This window comes from Arenibacter certesii DSM 19833 (assembly GCF_000429545.1).
Lineage (GTDB): Bacteria > Bacteroidota > Bacteroidia > Flavobacteriales > Flavobacteriaceae > Arenibacter > Arenibacter certesii.
Window position 1 is genome coordinate 15,603 of the sequence record NZ_AUCB01000045.1, and the last position, 15,959, is coordinate 31,561.

The window sequence follows — 15,959 nt, forward strand, 5'->3', positions numbered from 1 at the left end:
CCTGCCGTTGGGCAGACTGGTTATATTTAAATTTACAGATTTATAATGATGTAGCCTTCCCATTCTCACCAGGTCCATAGCCAAGGATATTAAGCAGATCCTCTGCCTTTTGCTGCTCACTGAACAGTTCCGTCGTTATATTACCATTTTCGTCCTTATCTATCAGGATATGTTTAGGGTGTGGAATTAAACAATGCTGTAAACCACCATAGCCCCCAATTGACTCCTGGTATGCCCCCGTATTAAAGAACCCAATATACAATGGTTTATCTTTTTTATACTTTGGCAAGTAAATAGCGTTCATATTCTGCTCGCTATTATAATAGTCATCGCTATCACAGGTTAATCCACCCAAAAGCACTCGCTCATACTCATCATTCCAACGGTTGATGGCCAACATGATAAATCGCTTGTTAATAGCCCAAGTATCTGGTAGGGTAGTAATGAAAGAAGAGTCTATCATATTCCATTTTTCCCTATCATTCTGTTGTTTCTGATACAATATTTCATAAATAGCACCTCCACTTTCCCCAACGGTAAAACTACCAAATTCGGTAAAGATATTTGGAACAGGAACGTCTGCTTCTTGACAGGCAATGTTTATCTGGTTAATGATCTCATCAATCATATACTGATAATCATAATCAAATGCCAAGGAGTTCTTAATAGGGAACCCGCCACCAATATTAAGGCTATCCAAAGATGGACAAACCTTTTTAAGTCGAACGTACACTTTTAAACATTTTACTAACTCGTTCCAATAATACGCATTATCCCTAATTCCAGTATTTATGAAGAAATGGAGCATTTTAAGTTCCACCTTTTCATTGTTCCGAATCTGATTATCGTAAAAAGGTACAATATTTTTATATCCAATTCCCAAACGAGAGGTGTAGAATTCAAATTTTGGTTCCTCTTCAGAAGCAATACGAATCCCAACCTTAAAAGTATCATCAATAGCATCGGTCAGAAGATCTAACTCCTCATAGTTATCTATAATAGGAATACAGTTCTGGTGCCCGTTGTTAATAAGCCTAGCAATATTAGAGATGTATTGGTCTCTTTTAAACCCGTTACAAATTACATAGGTGTTATCCTTTACCCTACCAGATTCCTTTAGCTTTTCTACGATATTAATATCAAAAGCAGAGGAGGTTTCAATATGTATATCATTCTTTAAAGCCTCGTTCAATACTGGCTTAAAGTGGGAGCTTTTTGTACAATAGCAATAATGGTATTGGCCCTTGTAATTATTCTTCTCCATAGCCAATCTAAACCACTCCTTTGCCTTATTTATATTGTCTGAAATTTTAGGCAGGTAGGTAAATTTTAAAGGACTCCCGTACTTTTCCACCAAATCCATAAGGGGGATATCGTGAAACTTTAGACCATCGTCCTCCAAGGTAAACTCCTCTTGAGGAAAGTAATAAGTCTGATCTATTAAGTTGATATATTTTGTGTTCATGAAAAAATAAGTCTAAAAATATAAGTAAATAGTTTTGTGAATTGCAATTAATATAGGAAAAAATACTAAACCCTATACTATTAGCTCTTTTTCCGTGGTAGGTCTAAAAAAATAGGCATGCTGACTTGCTACTATGGGATAAAAATTTAGCGCTTGTTGCAATTTACGGCTATGGACCATTTGCAGGTCTAACGGGATTTTTTTTCCCGGACTACATTGTCCAAATCTATAAATATGATTCATTTTTAAAAGCTAGACATTTTTGTCCTAACTAAATTTAATGCTTATTTGAGGGAGCAAATGAAAACAAAAAAATTGGAAAAACAAGGATTTTAAAAAACTTTAGGACAAACTTAATCCTACTCCGTTCCCGGATAATAAGAAACAAGATAAAAAACCTATAAGTTATTGATAGTTAAATGCTTATTTTATATATTTAAAGTTAAAATTTCTAACTATGAATTGTCCAAAATACCTCCTATCGTTAGCTGTTTTCCTAATTCTAATTTTTCCTGACCCTCTTAACGCTCAAATTACGTCCAATGTATACCATTTTGATGAAAAAAAGAATGGGGAAACCATTAGACATGAGCTGAAAATAGACGGCAACTATTTTGTTCATAGTATTTATAAAGAAGCACCGCCCACCTATATAAGAACTTATGGCGGATACTATACTACTGAAAACAATGCTATAAAATTAGCATTGGAATTTGATTCGGATTACGAAAATCAGAAATCTAAAACCATGAATATTCCCTATCGAATAGAGAATGAAACGCTAATTTTAGAAAGCGACGCTCCAATGACCTTTGTAACGGTGACCAAGAATCCTCAATCATTGGATGGAAAATGGTTGTTTTCTGGAAGGATGACGGATAAAGGCGAAGATAGGGTTGATACTTCCAGACCCAGAAAGACGATGAAATTTTTGATGGACGGTCATTTTCAATGGATTGCCTTCAACACGGAAACTATGGAGTTTTTTGGAACAGGAGGCGGCACGTATTTGGCCAATGACAGCAAATACACGGAAAACATAGGCTACTTTTCTAGGGATAACGCTAGGGTAGGCGCTAGTCTTACTTTTGACTATGAATTAAAGGGAGCGGATTGGCATCACAGTGGAAAAAGCAGTAAAGGAGATCCCTTGCATGAAATCTGGATAAGAAGGGAATAGCTATACTATCAAAAAATTGCCCGTCCGTGTTTCTAAGCAGGGGCGGGCAATTAAAAAAGTAATTCTTATACAGTGTAATTAGGCCACTTTCTTTCCTACAGTAGCGGTTTTAGCAACCTCTTCAATTAAACCTTTCCATTTCTCAGCTCTTTTAAGCTCATAATCCTCCGAATAAATTTGCTCTATCTCATAAAAGTTTAACAAGACAGGCTTCTCATGATGGGCAAAATAAGTGATCTCTACATCTAACCGCTGCAATACATTTTCTTTTCCCGAATTGGATTTCATCATTTTGGTGGACATTTGGATACTCGCTTTTTCTACCTGCCCCAAAGCCACCTCATTTATAACCACCTCACCATTCACCATTTTCGAGAAAACTAGGATTTTCTGGGTCTTATCTATTGCAATAAACCTGTTGCCCCAGCCTTCTTTAACATCTAATCTTAGATGGGACTCTTTTGCAAATTCCTTTATTCTTTTAGAGATTGTTTTAGCCTCCCCTTTCCCGGAAGAATTTAAAATTAAGAATGGGATTACTACTGCCAGCACTAAAAGTGCAGATATTAAAATCATTGAATTGTTCATTTTTTTATTCGATTAGCTTGGACGAATTTAAATCCCGGATACTTTTCTTTATTGAATGTAGCTCCCATTTTCAGCGAAACATTAAGATCCCTGACTGGTAACAATAAAAAATAGTGAGATTTTAAAACAGTCCAGATTTATACTTGTTTTATACTACAATACCTACCAATCAATAAGGATAGGCAGGGTTTTCCAATAGGAATGCTATTGAAATCAACTATAAATCTCGCATCTATAAAAAAGTATGGAAGGGGTAAATAAGCGTCAAGCTATCCAAGCTGACCGTGATATCCGCTTTATTGTAAAAGGACAATTGCGGTTTTCTGTACACTAAATAAGAATAGTTTTTGGCGTGCCGTGGCAGAAAATTAAAGTCGGATGAGAAAGAAACTTTGGAATAACTCTCATGCAGCAAACTATTCGCGGAAGTAGGAAGATCCCCAAACTGACGATGATCATCATTTTGCACCCCAAAACCGGACACAACAGTATCTTGGGGAACATCTGGCGTGGTAGCCATTACGGCCCTGCCCAGTCCCAAAAAGAGGATTAAAAATAATATCTTAAAATAACCAGTTACTTTCACACTATAAAGATAATACTATATCATATTAATAACATGTTAAAAAATGGGAGCTATTCAATTTTTATATTCTCAGTACCAATGTCCGACTTACCACCTGTTTTTAGGATCAATTTTATATGGTTAATTTCCACTCCTTTATCAATAGGTTTAAGCATATCGTACATATTTAAGGCTACAATACTGGCTCCGTGCATGGCCTCTACCTCTACCCCGGTTTTGTAAATGGTTTTCACGGTTACCAATACCTGAATGTGCAATCCATCTATGGAATAGGCAATATCAGTATATTCTATTGGCATAGGGTGACAGTCGGGCAGCAGGTCCGCCGTCTTTTTAACCCCCAATAATCCTGCAGCCTTGCTCATAGCAAACACATCGCCTTTAGGCACAGTGTTATTCTTTATGGCGGTTATAGTATCCTCCGAACTCACCTGTACTACTGCCTGGGCTATTGCGGTACGCAAGGTGTTTTTTTTATGAGTAATGTCTACCATACTTATTTATTTACTTTCCATTGGTAGGAGTCGTCCTTAAACACCTCTTTTCCAAATACGGGAACTTTAATTTTTATTTCTTCCACAATATGGTGCATTGCTTCAAAGACTTCTTTTCTATGTGGCGACGAAACAAATACAAACAAGCATATTTCTCCAGCTTTCACTGTACCTAAACTGTGATAGATATGCATACAGCTAAGGTGAAATTTAGCAAAGGTAGCCTCCCTTATCTCATGAAATATATTGTTTGCCATTTCCTCGTAGGCAGTGTACTCTATGGCAGCTACCTCCTTTTCATCAATAATATCTGCCCTCACCTGGCCCAAGAAAATATCATGGGCACCAATAGTGGTTTTGGATTGGTGTTTTGCAATTGAATTAGCTATAAACTCAGGACTTATAGCGCCCTGAACAAATACCTTTTTTATTTTTTTTTCCATGCGAATAAAATTTAAACGCTAGCATCTAGCTTATGGTTATCTAACTTTCGGGACAAGTTATAAATTTATTGAAGACTTAGTCGCTATATCTTTAAAAAGGGTAAAACGCAGAATATTTTTCACTTATCCCTTCCCCAAAAGGATTACAAGCGCACTTCACTCATCTTAAAATGAAAAAGGCCGATTATCTTCAAAAGCGTAATACGCTTTTCGAATAATCGACCTTGTAATTAGTAGTTCTGTCTAGCAGCTTTAAAAAAAAGCCAAACAGCGGTATTAGTTTTTAAATACGGTAACGCCGTCTTTTGTCAGTTCTAAATCATCCCCTTTTCCTCTTAATTCATATTGGTCATTTTTGTACCAAATACCAGATGCCGCTTTTTCACCTTTCAACTCAATTTGCTCCCCACCATTTAGGTACACTTTCACCGTGTTTGCAGTGTTGTTGAAAGTCATGTCGAGAGTTTCCCCTTTATTATTTTTCAGCGAAGTGTTTATTAAATCGTCATTATGGGAAAAAACTACCTCACCGTCTTTTAATAACTCTATATCGTTTCCTTTCCCTCTTAACTCATATTGGTCATTTTTATACCAAATTCCAGAGGCTGCCTTTTCTGCTTCTAATTCTATTGTTTCTCCATTAAAATCTAGCGTTGCAGTTCCTTTTGAATTATTAAAAGTCATTTGCAACATTCTTCCCTCATTGTCCGTAGCTGTAGTGGTTACAATATCTTCAATGTTTTTTTCAACTATTTCTGTTGTTTCCGTTTCTACATCTCCCTTCTTTGTTGCTTCTTTACAAGAACCTAAAAATAATCCTGTTAATAGGGTAAGGGTTAAAATACCTTTTGTCATTTTACTTAATTAATTTATATGTTGTTAAAATTCTAATTTTCCCTCCGTTAGGGAAATCCTATCATCCTTATCCAAAAACCTTGCCAAACCAATTAAATCCTAACACCTATTTATATGTGTCCCTAACTAATTTTTTACGGCGAAATGGGTTTTAAGTGATGTGGTGTAACAAGAGCAAAACATGGACTGATACCACCAATTATTATTGTCCTAAAAATAAGCTTATCTTCGCGAAATGTGGATGTATTTAGGGCTTTTAGCCGCATTTTTTCTAGGGTTACACAATTTATGTAAAAAACATGCCGTACAGGGAAATGAGGTATTTCCAGTGCTTTTGGGAACAATTGGATCAGGCTTCATTTTTATTTTGCCTGTGTTTTTCAGTTCTATTTTCCTCCCCGAGTATAGCAAGTCCAATGGCTTCTATATCCCCACTATTCCTTTGGAGGTACATGGTTTTATATTTATAAAATCGGCAATTATGGCGGGGTCGTGGATTTTAGCCTATCAGGCACTAAAACATTTACCCATTACCATTGTTACCCCTATACGGTCTGCTGGCCCTTTTTTTACTTTTATAGGCGCCATTTTTATTTATAATGAACGCCCCAATCTCTTGCAGTGGCTTGGTTTTTTTGTTATTATTTTTTCTATGATTCTGTATTCCAGGGTTGGGATGAAAGAAGGCATCAACTTTAGAAAAAACAAATGGATATTTGCCATTGTCGGCGCTACATTTTTGGGTGCTTCCAGTGGATTGTATGATAAATTCCTTGTTCAGTACGTGGAACTAAATCCACAAACCTTAATTTTTTGGTTTAGCTTTTATGTTATTCTGATATTGCTGGTCATTTTATCGTTCAGCTGGTTCCCTAATGCTGATAAAAGAAAGGCTTTTAAATGGCGGTGGAGTATTCCTGCGGTCGGGATATTTCTACTAGCAGCCGACTTTTTTTACTTTAAAGCCTTACAAGATCCGGATGCTTTAATTATGCTGCTTTCTGCCATTAAACGGAGTCAGCTTTTAATTGCAGTGGTTATTGGCGGGTTTATTTTTAAGGAACAGAATAAACGAAAAAAATTGGTGCCTTTAGCAGGAGTCCTATTGGGCGTATTTTTGATTTTGTACTCCTAGAATGCTAGCACAATGCTTAGTAATAGTAGCTAAGCCCCTTTCCCATTCCAGTTAAGATTTATTAGCTGCAGCATTCTTCTCAATAATAGTATCCAAGGAAAATTTGTCCCATTTCCGCGGTAATAAAAGTAGGGCTACCAGCAGGATGGTTCTAAACAACACATGTGATAAATTCCAAATGGGTTCCGCTAATCCGTGACCAAAAGTTACAATAACCAAAACGGAGGCAAGCGCATACAAGGCATAGTTTGTTTTAAGTCCTAACACCAGCAGCAACCCTCCAATTAACTCCACATAGGAAGTATAATATGCGGTTATCCAAATAATAGACTCGGGCAACAACCCTTCAAAAGTCCCCTGAAAGAAGTCGGCCTGAAACACCTTTTCCATGCCCCAAGTAACGACTTTTCCAAAGCCTTGCATTAAGAAAATGAATCCTAATATTAATCTAACGGTAAGGACAGCAACTGTTTTATTTAAGTCGATCATATTAATATATAATTTGGCTCAGGAACGATTATTCAGCATTCCGTTTCGGGTAAAAATAAGGGATTTAATTAAGGTGTCTACCGCTACCCACGCATTTCCCAACAATCCCCAACGCATACAGCGACCTTCTAAATACACCAAAACCCGACCTTTACTATAATCTTGTTGAGAATCAGCCTCCCTTAAAATGGCTTATTTGGGTTGATGTACATTGATTTAACGCGAGTAAAATTCTACTATGTCTAATCTATAAATATTGGATTTTTCGGTTATCACTCCTAAGGAAATGACCTCAACAAACTTACTCTACTATTAGGACGATTTCCATGCGGAATAACAATCGCTATATTTCTTTTTCTCCTCAACCGTTATAGGCAGTTCGTCTGTTCCTGCGTAAAAAACAATGATTTCGGCAGGAGAATCCCCAGTATTTTCCCCAAAATGACAAGAGTTTACCAGCTCTACCAAGGCATCGCCAGCTTTTAGAACAAGTGTCTCATTGTCCTCATCAACCACCGTTAATTCCCCCTTTGTTAGCACACCAGCATTGATTACCGGGTGCCTATGAATACTTAACCTAGACTGTGGCGGAATGGTTATTTTTAAAATGGTAATCTTTGGCTTTCCCTCCGGATACTTAGGTAAATCCTTGCCATTCCAACTTTTGGTTGATTCTATTAATGTGACTGATTCAATCTCATCCATCTTCTTGTGTGTTTATTGTTTCTTCACTTAAAGATGCTACTAATTTTATGAATATTAAATTAGTAGCGTAATCTCTTACAGAACGATTTTCATCAACCAGACGCATAATACTAATATTCAAGAAAATTTTTCCTGTATTTCTTCCTGTTTCATGAAGCTTCAGTTTCTTTCCCCTGTCTGTCGATGTTTACTAAAAGTATAAAGGATGATATTTTAGTTAGTCTGATTCCCATTTAATGAACGCTATTTAAAAAAATAAACCGTAAAATTTTGTTTTTAAGATTCTATATCTATATTTGTCCTACATTCACGTCAATGTCATCTTACTAAAGATGCTTGATTTTATAAAGAAGTAGCGAGAGACAGGCTCTATGACCTACTGGCAACCGTCAAAATGAAAAGGTGCCAATTCCTGACTCCGAAAGGAGGAATATAAAAAAAGACATCATGAAGACACAGGACACATTACTCAATTACACTTTTTCTAAGGAAGTTACACTTCACAAGCGTCACCATTTATTTTGCTGTATGCAGAAAATGGAGATGTCTATGTGTGGCTGTATGTAATCCACCTATTTTAAAATAGACAAGACCAAGACTACTCTGTCTATTGGGCAAATGCTTTGGCATTGCCCTACCCTATCCATACGTATCTATTTTTTTTCATCCATAAATTATATAATCATGTCAGAGATTGTTAAACAATCATTCGAAGACCTTATTCAGGATATCAATAAGAATCCTGAAAAGGCAACAGCCAATTTTGAAGCAACCGCTTTATTAAAAGAAAAACTCACCGTAAAAGGCAACACGAGACAGTTTAATTTTGAATTTGACGAGCCAGAGATTCTGGGCGGCGAAGATGCTGCACCCAATCCCGTAGAATATGTGCTGGCAACCTTAGGCGAATGTCAGGCTATCACCTACAAAGCCTTGGCTTCTTTAAAAGGGATTCAATTAGATAAGGTTACCATTACAACAAAGGGCGACTTAGACTTACAAGGGTTTTTAGGTCTAAACAGTACGGTTAGACCTGGCTTTCAGAATGTAGCATTCGAAACTCATATAGAAACCAATGCCGACCCCGATACGATTTTACGATTGTCCAAACAGGTAGAATCCCTTTGCCCCGTTCTCGATATCATTTCAAATCCTGTTGAAGTAAAGAGTACACTAACCATTAAAAATTAAACTATTAGCTATGTCAAAATTAATTAAAGAATCCGTAGAAAAACTTATACAAGAAATAGAAAGAAGTCCGCGTAAAGCCAAAGTAGGTTTTGAATCTTCTTCTGTATTAAAAGATAGCGTTCGTGTGGAATCTACCGTAAGGCAATTTACGTTTCATGCAGATGAAGCAGAGAACACCGGTGGCACGGACAGTGCGCCCAATCCCTTAGAATACGTATTGGCATCCTTAGGCGCCTGCCAGGCCATTACTTATAAGGCGTTGGCCTCATTAAAAGGGGTACAGATAGACAGTGTAGAGGTAAAAGTTAAGGGATACACTGACCTAAATGGTTTTTTAGGCCTAAATAAAGAAACACGGCCTGGATATTTAAAGGTAGAAGTTGATGCAGTAGTTGAATCTAAAGAAGATCCTAAAGTATTGGAAGCCTTGTACCAACAAGTAGAAGCTATTTGCCCTGTGTTAGACATTTTTGCCAATGCTAATAAAGTGACTGGCAAAGTAACCGTTCATAAAACTCAGGAATTGGTTGCCTAATACACACTATTATTTACATCAAAATATTTTAAACTTAAACGAAACAAAATCATGTCAGAATTAGTAAGAAGTACATTTCAAGGTATCATTGAAGAATCAAAGAAAGATAAATGCATAACCAAAGGGGTTTTTAGGGTCACATCAGAATTGGAGGAGCATGTTCGCGTAAAGAACACCGCAAGGGGCTTCCAGTTTATTGCCGATGAGCCCGAAGCTTTAGCGGGCACAAATGTAGGTCCCAATCCCATAGAGTATTTGCTAGGATCCCTAGGTGCATGTCAGGTAATCACCTATCAGGCTGTAGCTGCATTAATGGGCATACAGTTAAATGGGGTTAAGGTAGAAACAAAAGGCAACATTGACTGGCGCGGTTTTCTTGGGATAGACAATAATGTACGTCCCGGATATCAGAAAATTGAGGTGGAAACGATCATTGACTCAGACGAAAGTCCTAAAAAAATTCAGGAGCTTATTAAGGAAGTGGAAGCGCGTTGCCCTATTCTAGACAATTTAGTAAACGGTGTAGGCGTAGATAGCAAAATTACGCTGCTTAACCAGAAAGAAACCGTGGCTTAATTTTACAGGTCTTCATAATAAAGAGGCTGCTCCCAATGGGGTGCAGCCTGTTTATTATTAGTTGGTTTATTGATATATAACTAATCCTTTTTTTGTGGTTAAGTAGGATATAGATAGGAATCATATACCCAGATTAAAAATCTAAGTAAACGTATATTTTTAAGAAAGCCCTATCAAACTAAACTTAGGGCTTACAGATATGGAACAACAATTACATCTAAACCTCATCCATTAAGAAGGAGTCATAATTTTCAATAGCCTCAATAATCAATTCCACCGCACTTATATAAAACGTTTTATTGATCTGCTCGTAGGTATCGGTAGGCCGGTGATAATCTTTATGATCTTCTACCCCAAAATAAATGAATGGAATCTGTTTTTTATGAAATATACGATGATCGGAAGAGAACGTCCAATCTGCCTTTGCCTCATCATTAGGATCATCATGACCGTATAGCAGCTCAATTTTGGTGGACTTAATATTATCTAAAGGCTGTCTTAAATGTGGGTAATGGTATAGGCCAGCGGCATACAGCTGAAACGCATCATTACGCCCAATCATATCCATATTAATATTGAGCGCAATATTTTCTATGGCTGTAGGGAAGTTGTTCAGTAAATTATCGGCGCCTAAAGACCCTATCTCTTCGGCATCAACCGCCGCGAAAATAAGGGTATGTTTTGGAGATTTGGTTTTAAAATGATCTGCTATGGCCAGTAATGCTGCTGTTCCAGAGGCGTCGTCATCGGCACCATTAAAGATTTCACCATTCTTTATTCCTAAATGGTCTAAATGGGCGGTTATTACAATAGCCTTATCGCTTTTCCCTTTAATCATGGTAACAACATTTCCGCCTGTTACCGTGGTATCTGGCACATTGCTATAGTCTTCCGCCGGATTGGTAATAGGATATATGCGCTGTCTAAACTTCCCTTTAAACGTATAGGGGAATTGCTGTATACTCCCCGATGCAAATGCGGGGGCTATTCCAAGCGCCTTAAACTGATCTGCCACGAATTGTTGCGTTTTATAATTCCCTTCGGTTCCAAAAAACCTCCCTTGCATAGAATCATGAGAAATCACCTTTAGATTATAAAGCAACTTATCTTCATTTATACTTACGGTTTCCGGTATTAGCTGGGTTTTACAGGCTAGTACAAGCGCAATACAGGAAAATAAAAAAAGGTATTTTTTCATTATGGGGATTCTCTTTGGTAATAGTTAATTCGCTTTATATAATTGGCTAATGTAGCAAATCCTATCGAAACCTACCTCCTAGAAAATATAGCGTTACCGCAAGGTGGGGTTACGTGATAAGGTGCGGGATTAGGGATCGGGTAACCATTTGTCCTATCATTTATACATGGGTATAATAAAAGAAACTAATAGGGCTGATAAACTAAGGAACGGTGTGTCTTACGTCATTTTGTTAGTATTTCACAAATGCATTTGTTTACTAGTCTATAGAGTTTCTTCCTTGCCCAGAGAGTTCTTTCATTTTACTAAAGTGGTTTTTATTTATTATTTATCGGTTTTCGTGAATCTTTGATTTCTTTGCTTGTCCAAAGAAAACGAAATAAAAGAAAAGTCACCTTAACCAATAATTTTTTTCGACAACAAGGTCGAAAAACGGTATTCGAAACTTCGCGTCGCTACGTGCCTTCGCGTCGCTACGTGCCTTCGCTCCTGATCTCGAAGCTTTCGAACACTATTTTGCGTTTAGGGTAAATTTGGCTCCGCCTATCTACAATAGATGACCTTATCTAAGACATTTAAATCTTCCCATACCCAATGCGAAAACTCCTTGATTAAATACAAGGCCAATAAACTAAGGCACAATTCACCGTAGCTTAGAGGAGCCAGCCGTAGCGATGGCCAAGAATTCTAATTCAATAAATTATTTTTGGCACTTAGGCTGGAATACCATTAAGAATGATTTTACATAAAAGTGAAGGAGTAATAATTCAAGTTAGAATGTTACAGGTTTGAAACGAACCAATCTAACTACTCACTACTTAATACTTAATACTATGTACTTTGTACTAGAAAAAACCATATGCACTTCTCTTTGCGGCATAGCGCTATTCCTATTATCGTGTATGACTTAATTAACCAAAATTTGATCTAGCACCCATTGCGTACTATCACTATTTTCATTAATCCATATCACCAGGGCAAATCCAAGAAAGGCCAATCCTAAAGAGAAAGGATAGTTAATGGAATAATTAGCTCCAACAGTTAGGGAGGACTGAGATGGTTTATTGGGGTTATAATACACTTTCACCTGGGCACCTTCCTTTAATTTTTCCAAGAGTTTATTTCGGTCCACTCCGTTGCTTCCCGAGGTACCCATGTATGGAAAAAGATTGTCCCCTACTAGGGTTTGCTCCTCTCCTGGCACCTGGTAGTTATATTCTAGATCTACTGTTTCTTTTATCTTCTGATTTCCATCTGAATCTTTAGATATTTTTTCCACAAGTTGAGCCTTGCTAATGGTTCCAACGGTATGATGCCATCTTTTGGCCATATGGTTTAGCACTTTTATGACTATTCCAAATAAACTGAAGGCCAACCCGATTAGTAACGTAATTATCATGCTACAACCGTTATTTTATCTAATACGTAATTATCTGGATATATCTTATATACAAACATCCAATACCCAAATAAGAGAGGAAAGATTAACATAACAATTCCTTGCTCCATATTACTGAGATCAACATCATATTTAACAAGGGCAGATTGTGCAGGATTATTGGGATTGTAGTACACTATCACCTTCTTTTTATCTTCTAGTTTTACGTACAGATCGTTGTGAAAGCTGCTATCATAGTGCTTATTGCTATTGAGTCCTATAGAAGCGTTGGTATAGGTTTCCCCATTATGGTTATAAGCATATTTAACGATGCATCTCTTAATTGGAAAGACCATGGCCATCTCTTCGGATAGATCTGGATCAGGACGCTTATTCAGGACCACTTCCACGATATCTCCCTCAACTTGCTCCCATTGATAACGATCGTTATGAGTAAGGATATTATAGGTTTCATATAAATTATAACCACCCTTCCCAACGAGGAATAACATAATACCAACGAATACGGTAACAAATAGGTAGACTATTAAAGACGTTATTAGGTTCATGTTAACTGGTATTACCTGTTTATTAGCAACGGGAAAAGCGGGGAAAAGTTGTGCTATTAGCACTACAAGATAAAAATCTATTCCTCACCTAATGGAAAAGAAGGATGTTTTTCCATAGAAAAGCATTGGTGAAAAAGTAGAAGGAGCGGGTTAAGTTTAAATGTTGAAACTATACGTAGGTCAGGCACGAGAGGGACTCCTGCCTGACTGAATGGACAGGCTCGCGCAAGCGGGGGCTTTAGTTTATATATTGTTTAATTTTCTCCTCAGAAATCAGATATAAATTATTGTTGGCTCTCGAACAAGCAACATATAATTTATTTTTAGTTACTGATTTTAATTCTGATAAAGAGTCTATTTTCTTTTGTACTCCACTCAAACTAATTGTTAGACTTTTATCGATATAGACAGATTTCTCAGGAATTAATTTTCGTATGTTACCGGTGTCAATAGCAGAGGTTCCCTTATATAAAATATACTTATTTAAATTTGGATTCTTTCCAGCTTCATTTTCTAATGAGTTGAAAAAATCTAAAAATAATTTGTTCTCTTGAAAAATCATTTAGTCTAATAATTCATAACGTACAGATATAGCAAAAAGCTACTACACCTAACTTTTTAACATTACTAATCTAGCAAAAAACTAAAAATAAAAAACTGTCTACCAGTTTATTGGAAACATTCTAAATAAAGAGATGTAATTTTTAGAGAGGGAAAATAACGCATTAAACAATTTAACACTCTTCTGTTTCGGGAGTGGTTTCTGGCAATGATTTACTTATAGTCCTAGTTTTTTATTCTTCTTAAAGCGTATGGCTTTCATTAAATAATACGCCGTGGGAATAAATATAAGTCCTAAAATTAAGGGTAAAAACCAAGCACCAAGTCCGTCTGCTTTCCCTTTTACGTTGTCAATGATTTTAAAAACAATCAGTCCAAAAACAATCACGATAATCAATTTTAAGAATCGTATCATTCGGGTTGCATTGGTATAATTTTGAAGTGCGTTTTCTTTTGTAATGGTACTCGGATAATTAAAAACGTGTGGATACTTATTCAACACTGTCATCCCAATAAATAATATGGTAGACACTATTGGCAAAGAAAGAATATTCTCTTTGTTTCCAAACCCGTCTGCTTTACCAGCACCGTTAAAATGGATCGGTATGGTTTCGGGCAAGGTAGAATAATTGACCAAGGTTAGAACCCAAATTCCAATTAAGGCTAGCCACCCAACTAACTCAATCGCTTTGTCAGTAGTCGTTAATATCGGTTTTATTTTTGGTCGGGTATTCATCTATTTTTAAACAGTTCAATTGCTTTTAAATATTTTTTCCCGCCAGATTTTGTTTGATCATGTAGAAATCCATTTAATTCAGGGTGATTTTCGTCAATCCAGCTAACAAGCTCCACTCTGTTTTTAAGAAATCTCATAACGTCAAAGACTTCATATTCCACTCTTTCAATGCTGTTTATCTTTTTATTTTTGTAGCGGATAATTTCATTCCAGACCATTGGTTCTCCGTGAAGAAGCTGAATTCTTTTATCTATTTTGGATATTCTTGCTTTGACGATTTCCCCTTCCTGTTCAATTTCAAGAATTTTGTAGGTGGGGCCGAATACGGAATCCCATTCCAACCATTTTATATATCCTTTTTGAGAAAAACGCTCTTCGTAATCGTCTTCATTTTCTCTTATTACAATACTATCACCCAATAAAGTCATTATCCCAGCGCTATCAGAAGTATCAAGAAACCTATAGTATTTTTTAGCTATTTCCAGTTTATCAACTTCCTTTTCAGCTGTTTTACAGGATATAAATCCAAAGGTCAAAAACAATGATAGCACTATAGTTTTTTTCATACGGATTTCATTTTGGGTAATGTACAACGACCAACAACTTTGGCAATAAATTACTAAACATTCATATAAGAATTACTGATCTAGGGATAATTTTAAATTTAAAGTGATGGTCTTGTCTTGTGTGCTAGAATAGCACTAAAGTTGTAATACAAGGCCATAGAATTGGGCAGCATAAGAACTGGAAAACAGTAGTGGCAGGTGTTGCGGATCTATGAACTAAAATATTTTAATATTTATGACCTCGAAAAAGGATTTAAAACTAATCGAGAAACAAAAAAAAATCCGATTGTTTTAGAGTAAACAATCGGATTTTTACTTTAAACTAAGTCAATAATAAGAATAACAAATTGATTAAAAGCGAGTTATTTAACTAATCTCCAAACTAAAATGGAGAGATTAGTGGAAGAATAGTCCCCTTTAAATGTCAATGAATCCATTGCTATATTAAGTTTTAATTATAGCTTGACACTATCCCGTAAACTGTGTAAGTTTAAAATAACAGGGGTTGGACTTTTATCTAAAGTCTGACCCTTTTTTCATATATCGTCAGGAACTGATTTAGGATGATTCCCCAGTTCCTTACTGGCATGGACCATTTTTTGGTCGCTTCCCTCACTGCCAAATATACGGATTTCATCACCGCATCGTCCGTAGGGAAGGAAAGTTTGTTCTTGGTATACTTTCTTATCTTCCCGTTCAGGTTCTCGAT

At 36.5% G+C, this 15,959-nt stretch carries 21 protein-coding genes and 1 riboswitch; of the genes, 5 read left to right on the plus strand and 16 right to left on the minus strand.

The features are described 5' to 3' along the window. Positions 1–40 precede the first annotated feature (40 nt). Both G466_RS0117115 and G466_RS23965 read right to left on the minus strand, forming a co-directional pair. Positions 41–1,465, minus strand: a complete 1,425-nt coding sequence (locus G466_RS0117115; protein ID WP_026814741.1) for an arginine decarboxylase — start codon at positions 1,463–1,465, stop codon at positions 41–43. A 72-nt stretch (positions 1,466–1,537) separates the two neighbouring features. Beyond that, the gene (locus G466_RS23965; protein ID WP_157373967.1) at positions 1,538–1,708 is read right to left on the minus strand and encodes a hypothetical protein; all 171 of its coding nucleotides are present in this window, start codon (positions 1,706–1,708) and stop codon (positions 1,538–1,540) included. Between the two features lie 214 nt (positions 1,709–1,922). Between G466_RS23965 and G466_RS0117125 the strand changes: the two genes are divergently transcribed. Then, entirely contained in the window at positions 1,923–2,645 is a 723-nt protein-coding gene (locus tag G466_RS0117125; RefSeq protein WP_026814742.1) for a hypothetical protein, read from the plus strand. A gap of 78 nt (positions 2,646–2,723) precedes the next feature. On the opposite strand, the gene G466_RS0117130 is transcribed toward G466_RS0117125, so the two are convergent. The 5 genes from G466_RS0117130 to G466_RS0117150 all read right to left on the minus strand — a co-directional run bounded on the left by G466_RS0117130 (position 2,724) and on the right by G466_RS0117150 (position 5,611). Then, a complete protein-coding gene (locus G466_RS0117130; protein WP_026814743.1) occupies positions 2,724–3,233 on the minus strand; it encodes a hypothetical protein in 510 nt (169 codons plus the stop codon). Between the two features lie 232 nt (positions 3,234–3,465). Further along, complete coding sequence (locus tag G466_RS0117135) at positions 3,466–3,819, minus strand: hypothetical protein (RefSeq protein WP_026814744.1); 354 nt, start codon at positions 3,817–3,819, stop codon at positions 3,466–3,468. A gap of 50 nt (positions 3,820–3,869) precedes the next feature. Beyond that, positions 3,870–4,313 (minus strand): cyclic pyranopterin monophosphate synthase MoaC, encoded by a 444-nt coding sequence (locus G466_RS22465; protein ID WP_034236042.1) that lies wholly within the window; start codon positions 4,311–4,313, stop codon positions 3,870–3,872. A gap of 2 nt (positions 4,314–4,315) precedes the next feature. Continuing rightward, on the minus strand, positions 4,316–4,756 hold the full coding sequence (locus G466_RS0117145; RefSeq protein WP_026814745.1) for a molybdenum cofactor biosynthesis protein MoaE: 441 nt from the start codon (positions 4,754–4,756) through the stop codon (positions 4,316–4,318). A 276-nt stretch (positions 4,757–5,032) separates the two neighbouring features. After that, a complete protein-coding gene (locus tag G466_RS0117150; protein WP_026814746.1) occupies positions 5,033–5,611 on the minus strand; it encodes an MliC family protein in 579 nt (192 codons plus the stop codon). Positions 5,612–5,846: 235 nt separating this feature from the next. Here G466_RS0117150 and G466_RS0117155 point away from each other — a divergent pair, with 235 nt between their 5' ends. Beyond that, positions 5,847–6,746, plus strand: a complete 900-nt coding sequence (locus G466_RS0117155; RefSeq protein ID WP_026814747.1) for an EamA family transporter — start codon at positions 5,847–5,849, stop codon at positions 6,744–6,746. Between the two features lie 51 nt (positions 6,747–6,797). Here the strand turns inward: G466_RS0117155 and G466_RS23310 are convergent, their stop codons facing one another. Together G466_RS23310 and G466_RS22475 are read right to left on the minus strand one after the other, a co-directional pair. Continuing rightward, entirely contained in the window at positions 6,798–7,235 is a 438-nt protein-coding gene (locus G466_RS23310; protein WP_051315741.1) for a DoxX family membrane protein, read from the minus strand. A gap of 312 nt (positions 7,236–7,547) precedes the next feature. Then, positions 7,548–7,940 carry a cupin domain-containing protein gene (locus tag G466_RS22475; protein ID WP_051315742.1) on the minus strand — a complete coding sequence of 131 codons (393 nt, stop codon included), beginning with the start codon at positions 7,938–7,940 and terminating at the stop codon, positions 7,548–7,550. Positions 7,941–8,279: 339 nt separating this feature from the next. After that, positions 8,280–8,379: riboswitch (SAM riboswitch) on the plus strand. Positions 8,380–8,624: 245 nt separating this feature from the next. On the opposite strand from G466_RS22475, the gene G466_RS0117175 reads away from it, so the two are divergent. From G466_RS0117175 to G466_RS0117185, 3 genes are read left to right on the plus strand one after another with little or no spacing between them, the layout of a single operon-like run. Then, positions 8,625–9,131, plus strand: coding sequence for an OsmC family protein (locus G466_RS0117175; RefSeq protein ID WP_026814748.1), 507 nt, complete (start codon positions 8,625–8,627; stop codon positions 9,129–9,131). Positions 9,132–9,141: 10 nt separating this feature from the next. Further along, complete coding sequence (locus G466_RS0117180; RefSeq protein ID WP_026814749.1) at positions 9,142–9,666, plus strand: OsmC family protein; 525 nt, start codon at positions 9,142–9,144, stop codon at positions 9,664–9,666. 51 nt (positions 9,667–9,717) lie between these two features. Further along, positions 9,718–10,242, plus strand: a complete 525-nt coding sequence (locus G466_RS0117185) for an OsmC family protein (protein WP_026814750.1) — start codon at positions 9,718–9,720, stop codon at positions 10,240–10,242. A gap of 217 nt (positions 10,243–10,459) precedes the next feature. Here the strand turns inward: G466_RS0117185 and G466_RS0117190 are convergent, their stop codons facing one another. The 7 genes from G466_RS0117190 to G466_RS23630 form a co-directional block, all read right to left on the minus strand. Further along, the gene (locus G466_RS0117190) at positions 10,460–11,440 is read right to left on the minus strand and encodes a M20/M25/M40 family metallo-hydrolase (protein ID WP_026814751.1); all 981 of its coding nucleotides are present in this window, start codon (positions 11,438–11,440) and stop codon (positions 10,460–10,462) included. A gap of 907 nt (positions 11,441–12,347) precedes the next feature. Next, positions 12,348–12,839, minus strand: a complete 492-nt coding sequence (locus G466_RS0117195) for a DUF3592 domain-containing protein (protein WP_026814752.1) — start codon at positions 12,837–12,839, stop codon at positions 12,348–12,350. Further along, on the minus strand, positions 12,836–13,387 hold the full coding sequence (locus tag G466_RS0117200) for a DUF3592 domain-containing protein (RefSeq protein ID WP_084418939.1): 552 nt from the start codon (positions 13,385–13,387) through the stop codon (positions 12,836–12,838). The genes G466_RS0117195 and G466_RS0117200 overlap by 4 nt, the downstream gene beginning before the upstream one ends. 238 nt (positions 13,388–13,625) lie before the next feature. After that, positions 13,626–13,949 (minus strand): hypothetical protein, encoded by a 324-nt coding sequence (locus G466_RS24295; protein WP_026814754.1) that lies wholly within the window; start codon positions 13,947–13,949, stop codon positions 13,626–13,628. 216 nt (positions 13,950–14,165) lie between these two features. Then, on the minus strand, positions 14,166–14,684 hold the full coding sequence (locus G466_RS0117210) for a DUF1648 domain-containing protein (RefSeq protein ID WP_026814755.1): 519 nt from the start codon (positions 14,682–14,684) through the stop codon (positions 14,166–14,168). Continuing rightward, positions 14,681–15,250 carry a hypothetical protein gene (locus G466_RS0117215; RefSeq protein WP_026814756.1) on the minus strand — a complete coding sequence of 190 codons (570 nt, stop codon included), beginning with the start codon at positions 15,248–15,250 and terminating at the stop codon, positions 14,681–14,683. Before G466_RS0117215 ends, G466_RS0117210 begins: the two co-directional genes overlap by 4 nt. A gap of 517 nt (positions 15,251–15,767) precedes the next feature. Beyond that, on the minus strand, positions 15,768–15,959 hold a 192-nt coding region (locus tag G466_RS23630), incomplete at its 5' end, for a transposase (RefSeq protein WP_169720770.1).

Coding starts and splice junctions, on each gene's coding strand:
- G466_RS0117115 (WP_026814741.1), bottom strand. CDS start 1,465: ATGAACACAAAATATATCAACTTAATAGATCAGACTTATTACTTTCCT.
- G466_RS23965 (WP_157373967.1), bottom strand. CDS start 1,708: ATGAATCATATTTATAGATTTGGACAATGTAGTCCGGGAAAAAAAATC.
- G466_RS0117125 (WP_026814742.1), top strand. CDS start 1,923: ATGAATTGTCCAAAATACCTCCTATCGTTAGCTGTTTTCCTAATTCTA.
- G466_RS0117130 (WP_026814743.1), bottom strand. CDS start 3,233: ATGAACAATTCAATGATTTTAATATCTGCACTTTTAGTGCTGGCAGTA.
- G466_RS22465 (WP_034236042.1), bottom strand. CDS start 4,313: ATGGTAGACATTACTCATAAAAAAAACACCTTGCGTACCGCAATAGCC.
- G466_RS0117145 (WP_026814745.1), bottom strand. CDS start 4,756: ATGGAAAAAAAAATAAAAAAGGTATTTGTTCAGGGCGCTATAAGTCCT.
- G466_RS0117150 (WP_026814746.1), bottom strand. CDS start 5,611: ATGACAAAAGGTATTTTAACCCTTACCCTATTAACAGGATTATTTTTA.
- G466_RS0117155 (WP_026814747.1), top strand. CDS start 5,847: ATGTGGATGTATTTAGGGCTTTTAGCCGCATTTTTTCTAGGGTTACAC.
- G466_RS23310 (WP_051315741.1), bottom strand. CDS start 7,235: ATGATCGACTTAAATAAAACAGTTGCTGTCCTTACCGTTAGATTAATA.
- G466_RS22475 (WP_051315742.1), bottom strand. CDS start 7,940: ATGGATGAGATTGAATCAGTCACATTAATAGAATCAACCAAAAGTTGG.
- G466_RS0117175 (WP_026814748.1), top strand. CDS start 8,625: ATGTCAGAGATTGTTAAACAATCATTCGAAGACCTTATTCAGGATATC.
- G466_RS0117180 (WP_026814749.1), top strand. CDS start 9,142: ATGTCAAAATTAATTAAAGAATCCGTAGAAAAACTTATACAAGAAATA.
- G466_RS0117185 (WP_026814750.1), top strand. CDS start 9,718: ATGTCAGAATTAGTAAGAAGTACATTTCAAGGTATCATTGAAGAATCA.
- G466_RS0117190 (WP_026814751.1), bottom strand. CDS start 11,440: ATGAAAAAATACCTTTTTTTATTTTCCTGTATTGCGCTTGTACTAGCC.
- G466_RS0117195 (WP_026814752.1), bottom strand. CDS start 12,839: ATGATAATTACGTTACTAATCGGGTTGGCCTTCAGTTTATTTGGAATA.
- G466_RS0117200 (WP_084418939.1), bottom strand. CDS start 13,387: ATGAACCTAATAACGTCTTTAATAGTCTACCTATTTGTTACCGTATTC.
- G466_RS24295 (WP_026814754.1), bottom strand. CDS start 13,949: ATGATTTTTCAAGAGAACAAATTATTTTTAGATTTTTTCAACTCATTA.
- G466_RS0117210 (WP_026814755.1), bottom strand. CDS start 14,684: ATGAATACCCGACCAAAAATAAAACCGATATTAACGACTACTGACAAA.
- G466_RS0117215 (WP_026814756.1), bottom strand. CDS start 15,250: ATGAAAAAAACTATAGTGCTATCATTGTTTTTGACCTTTGGATTTATA.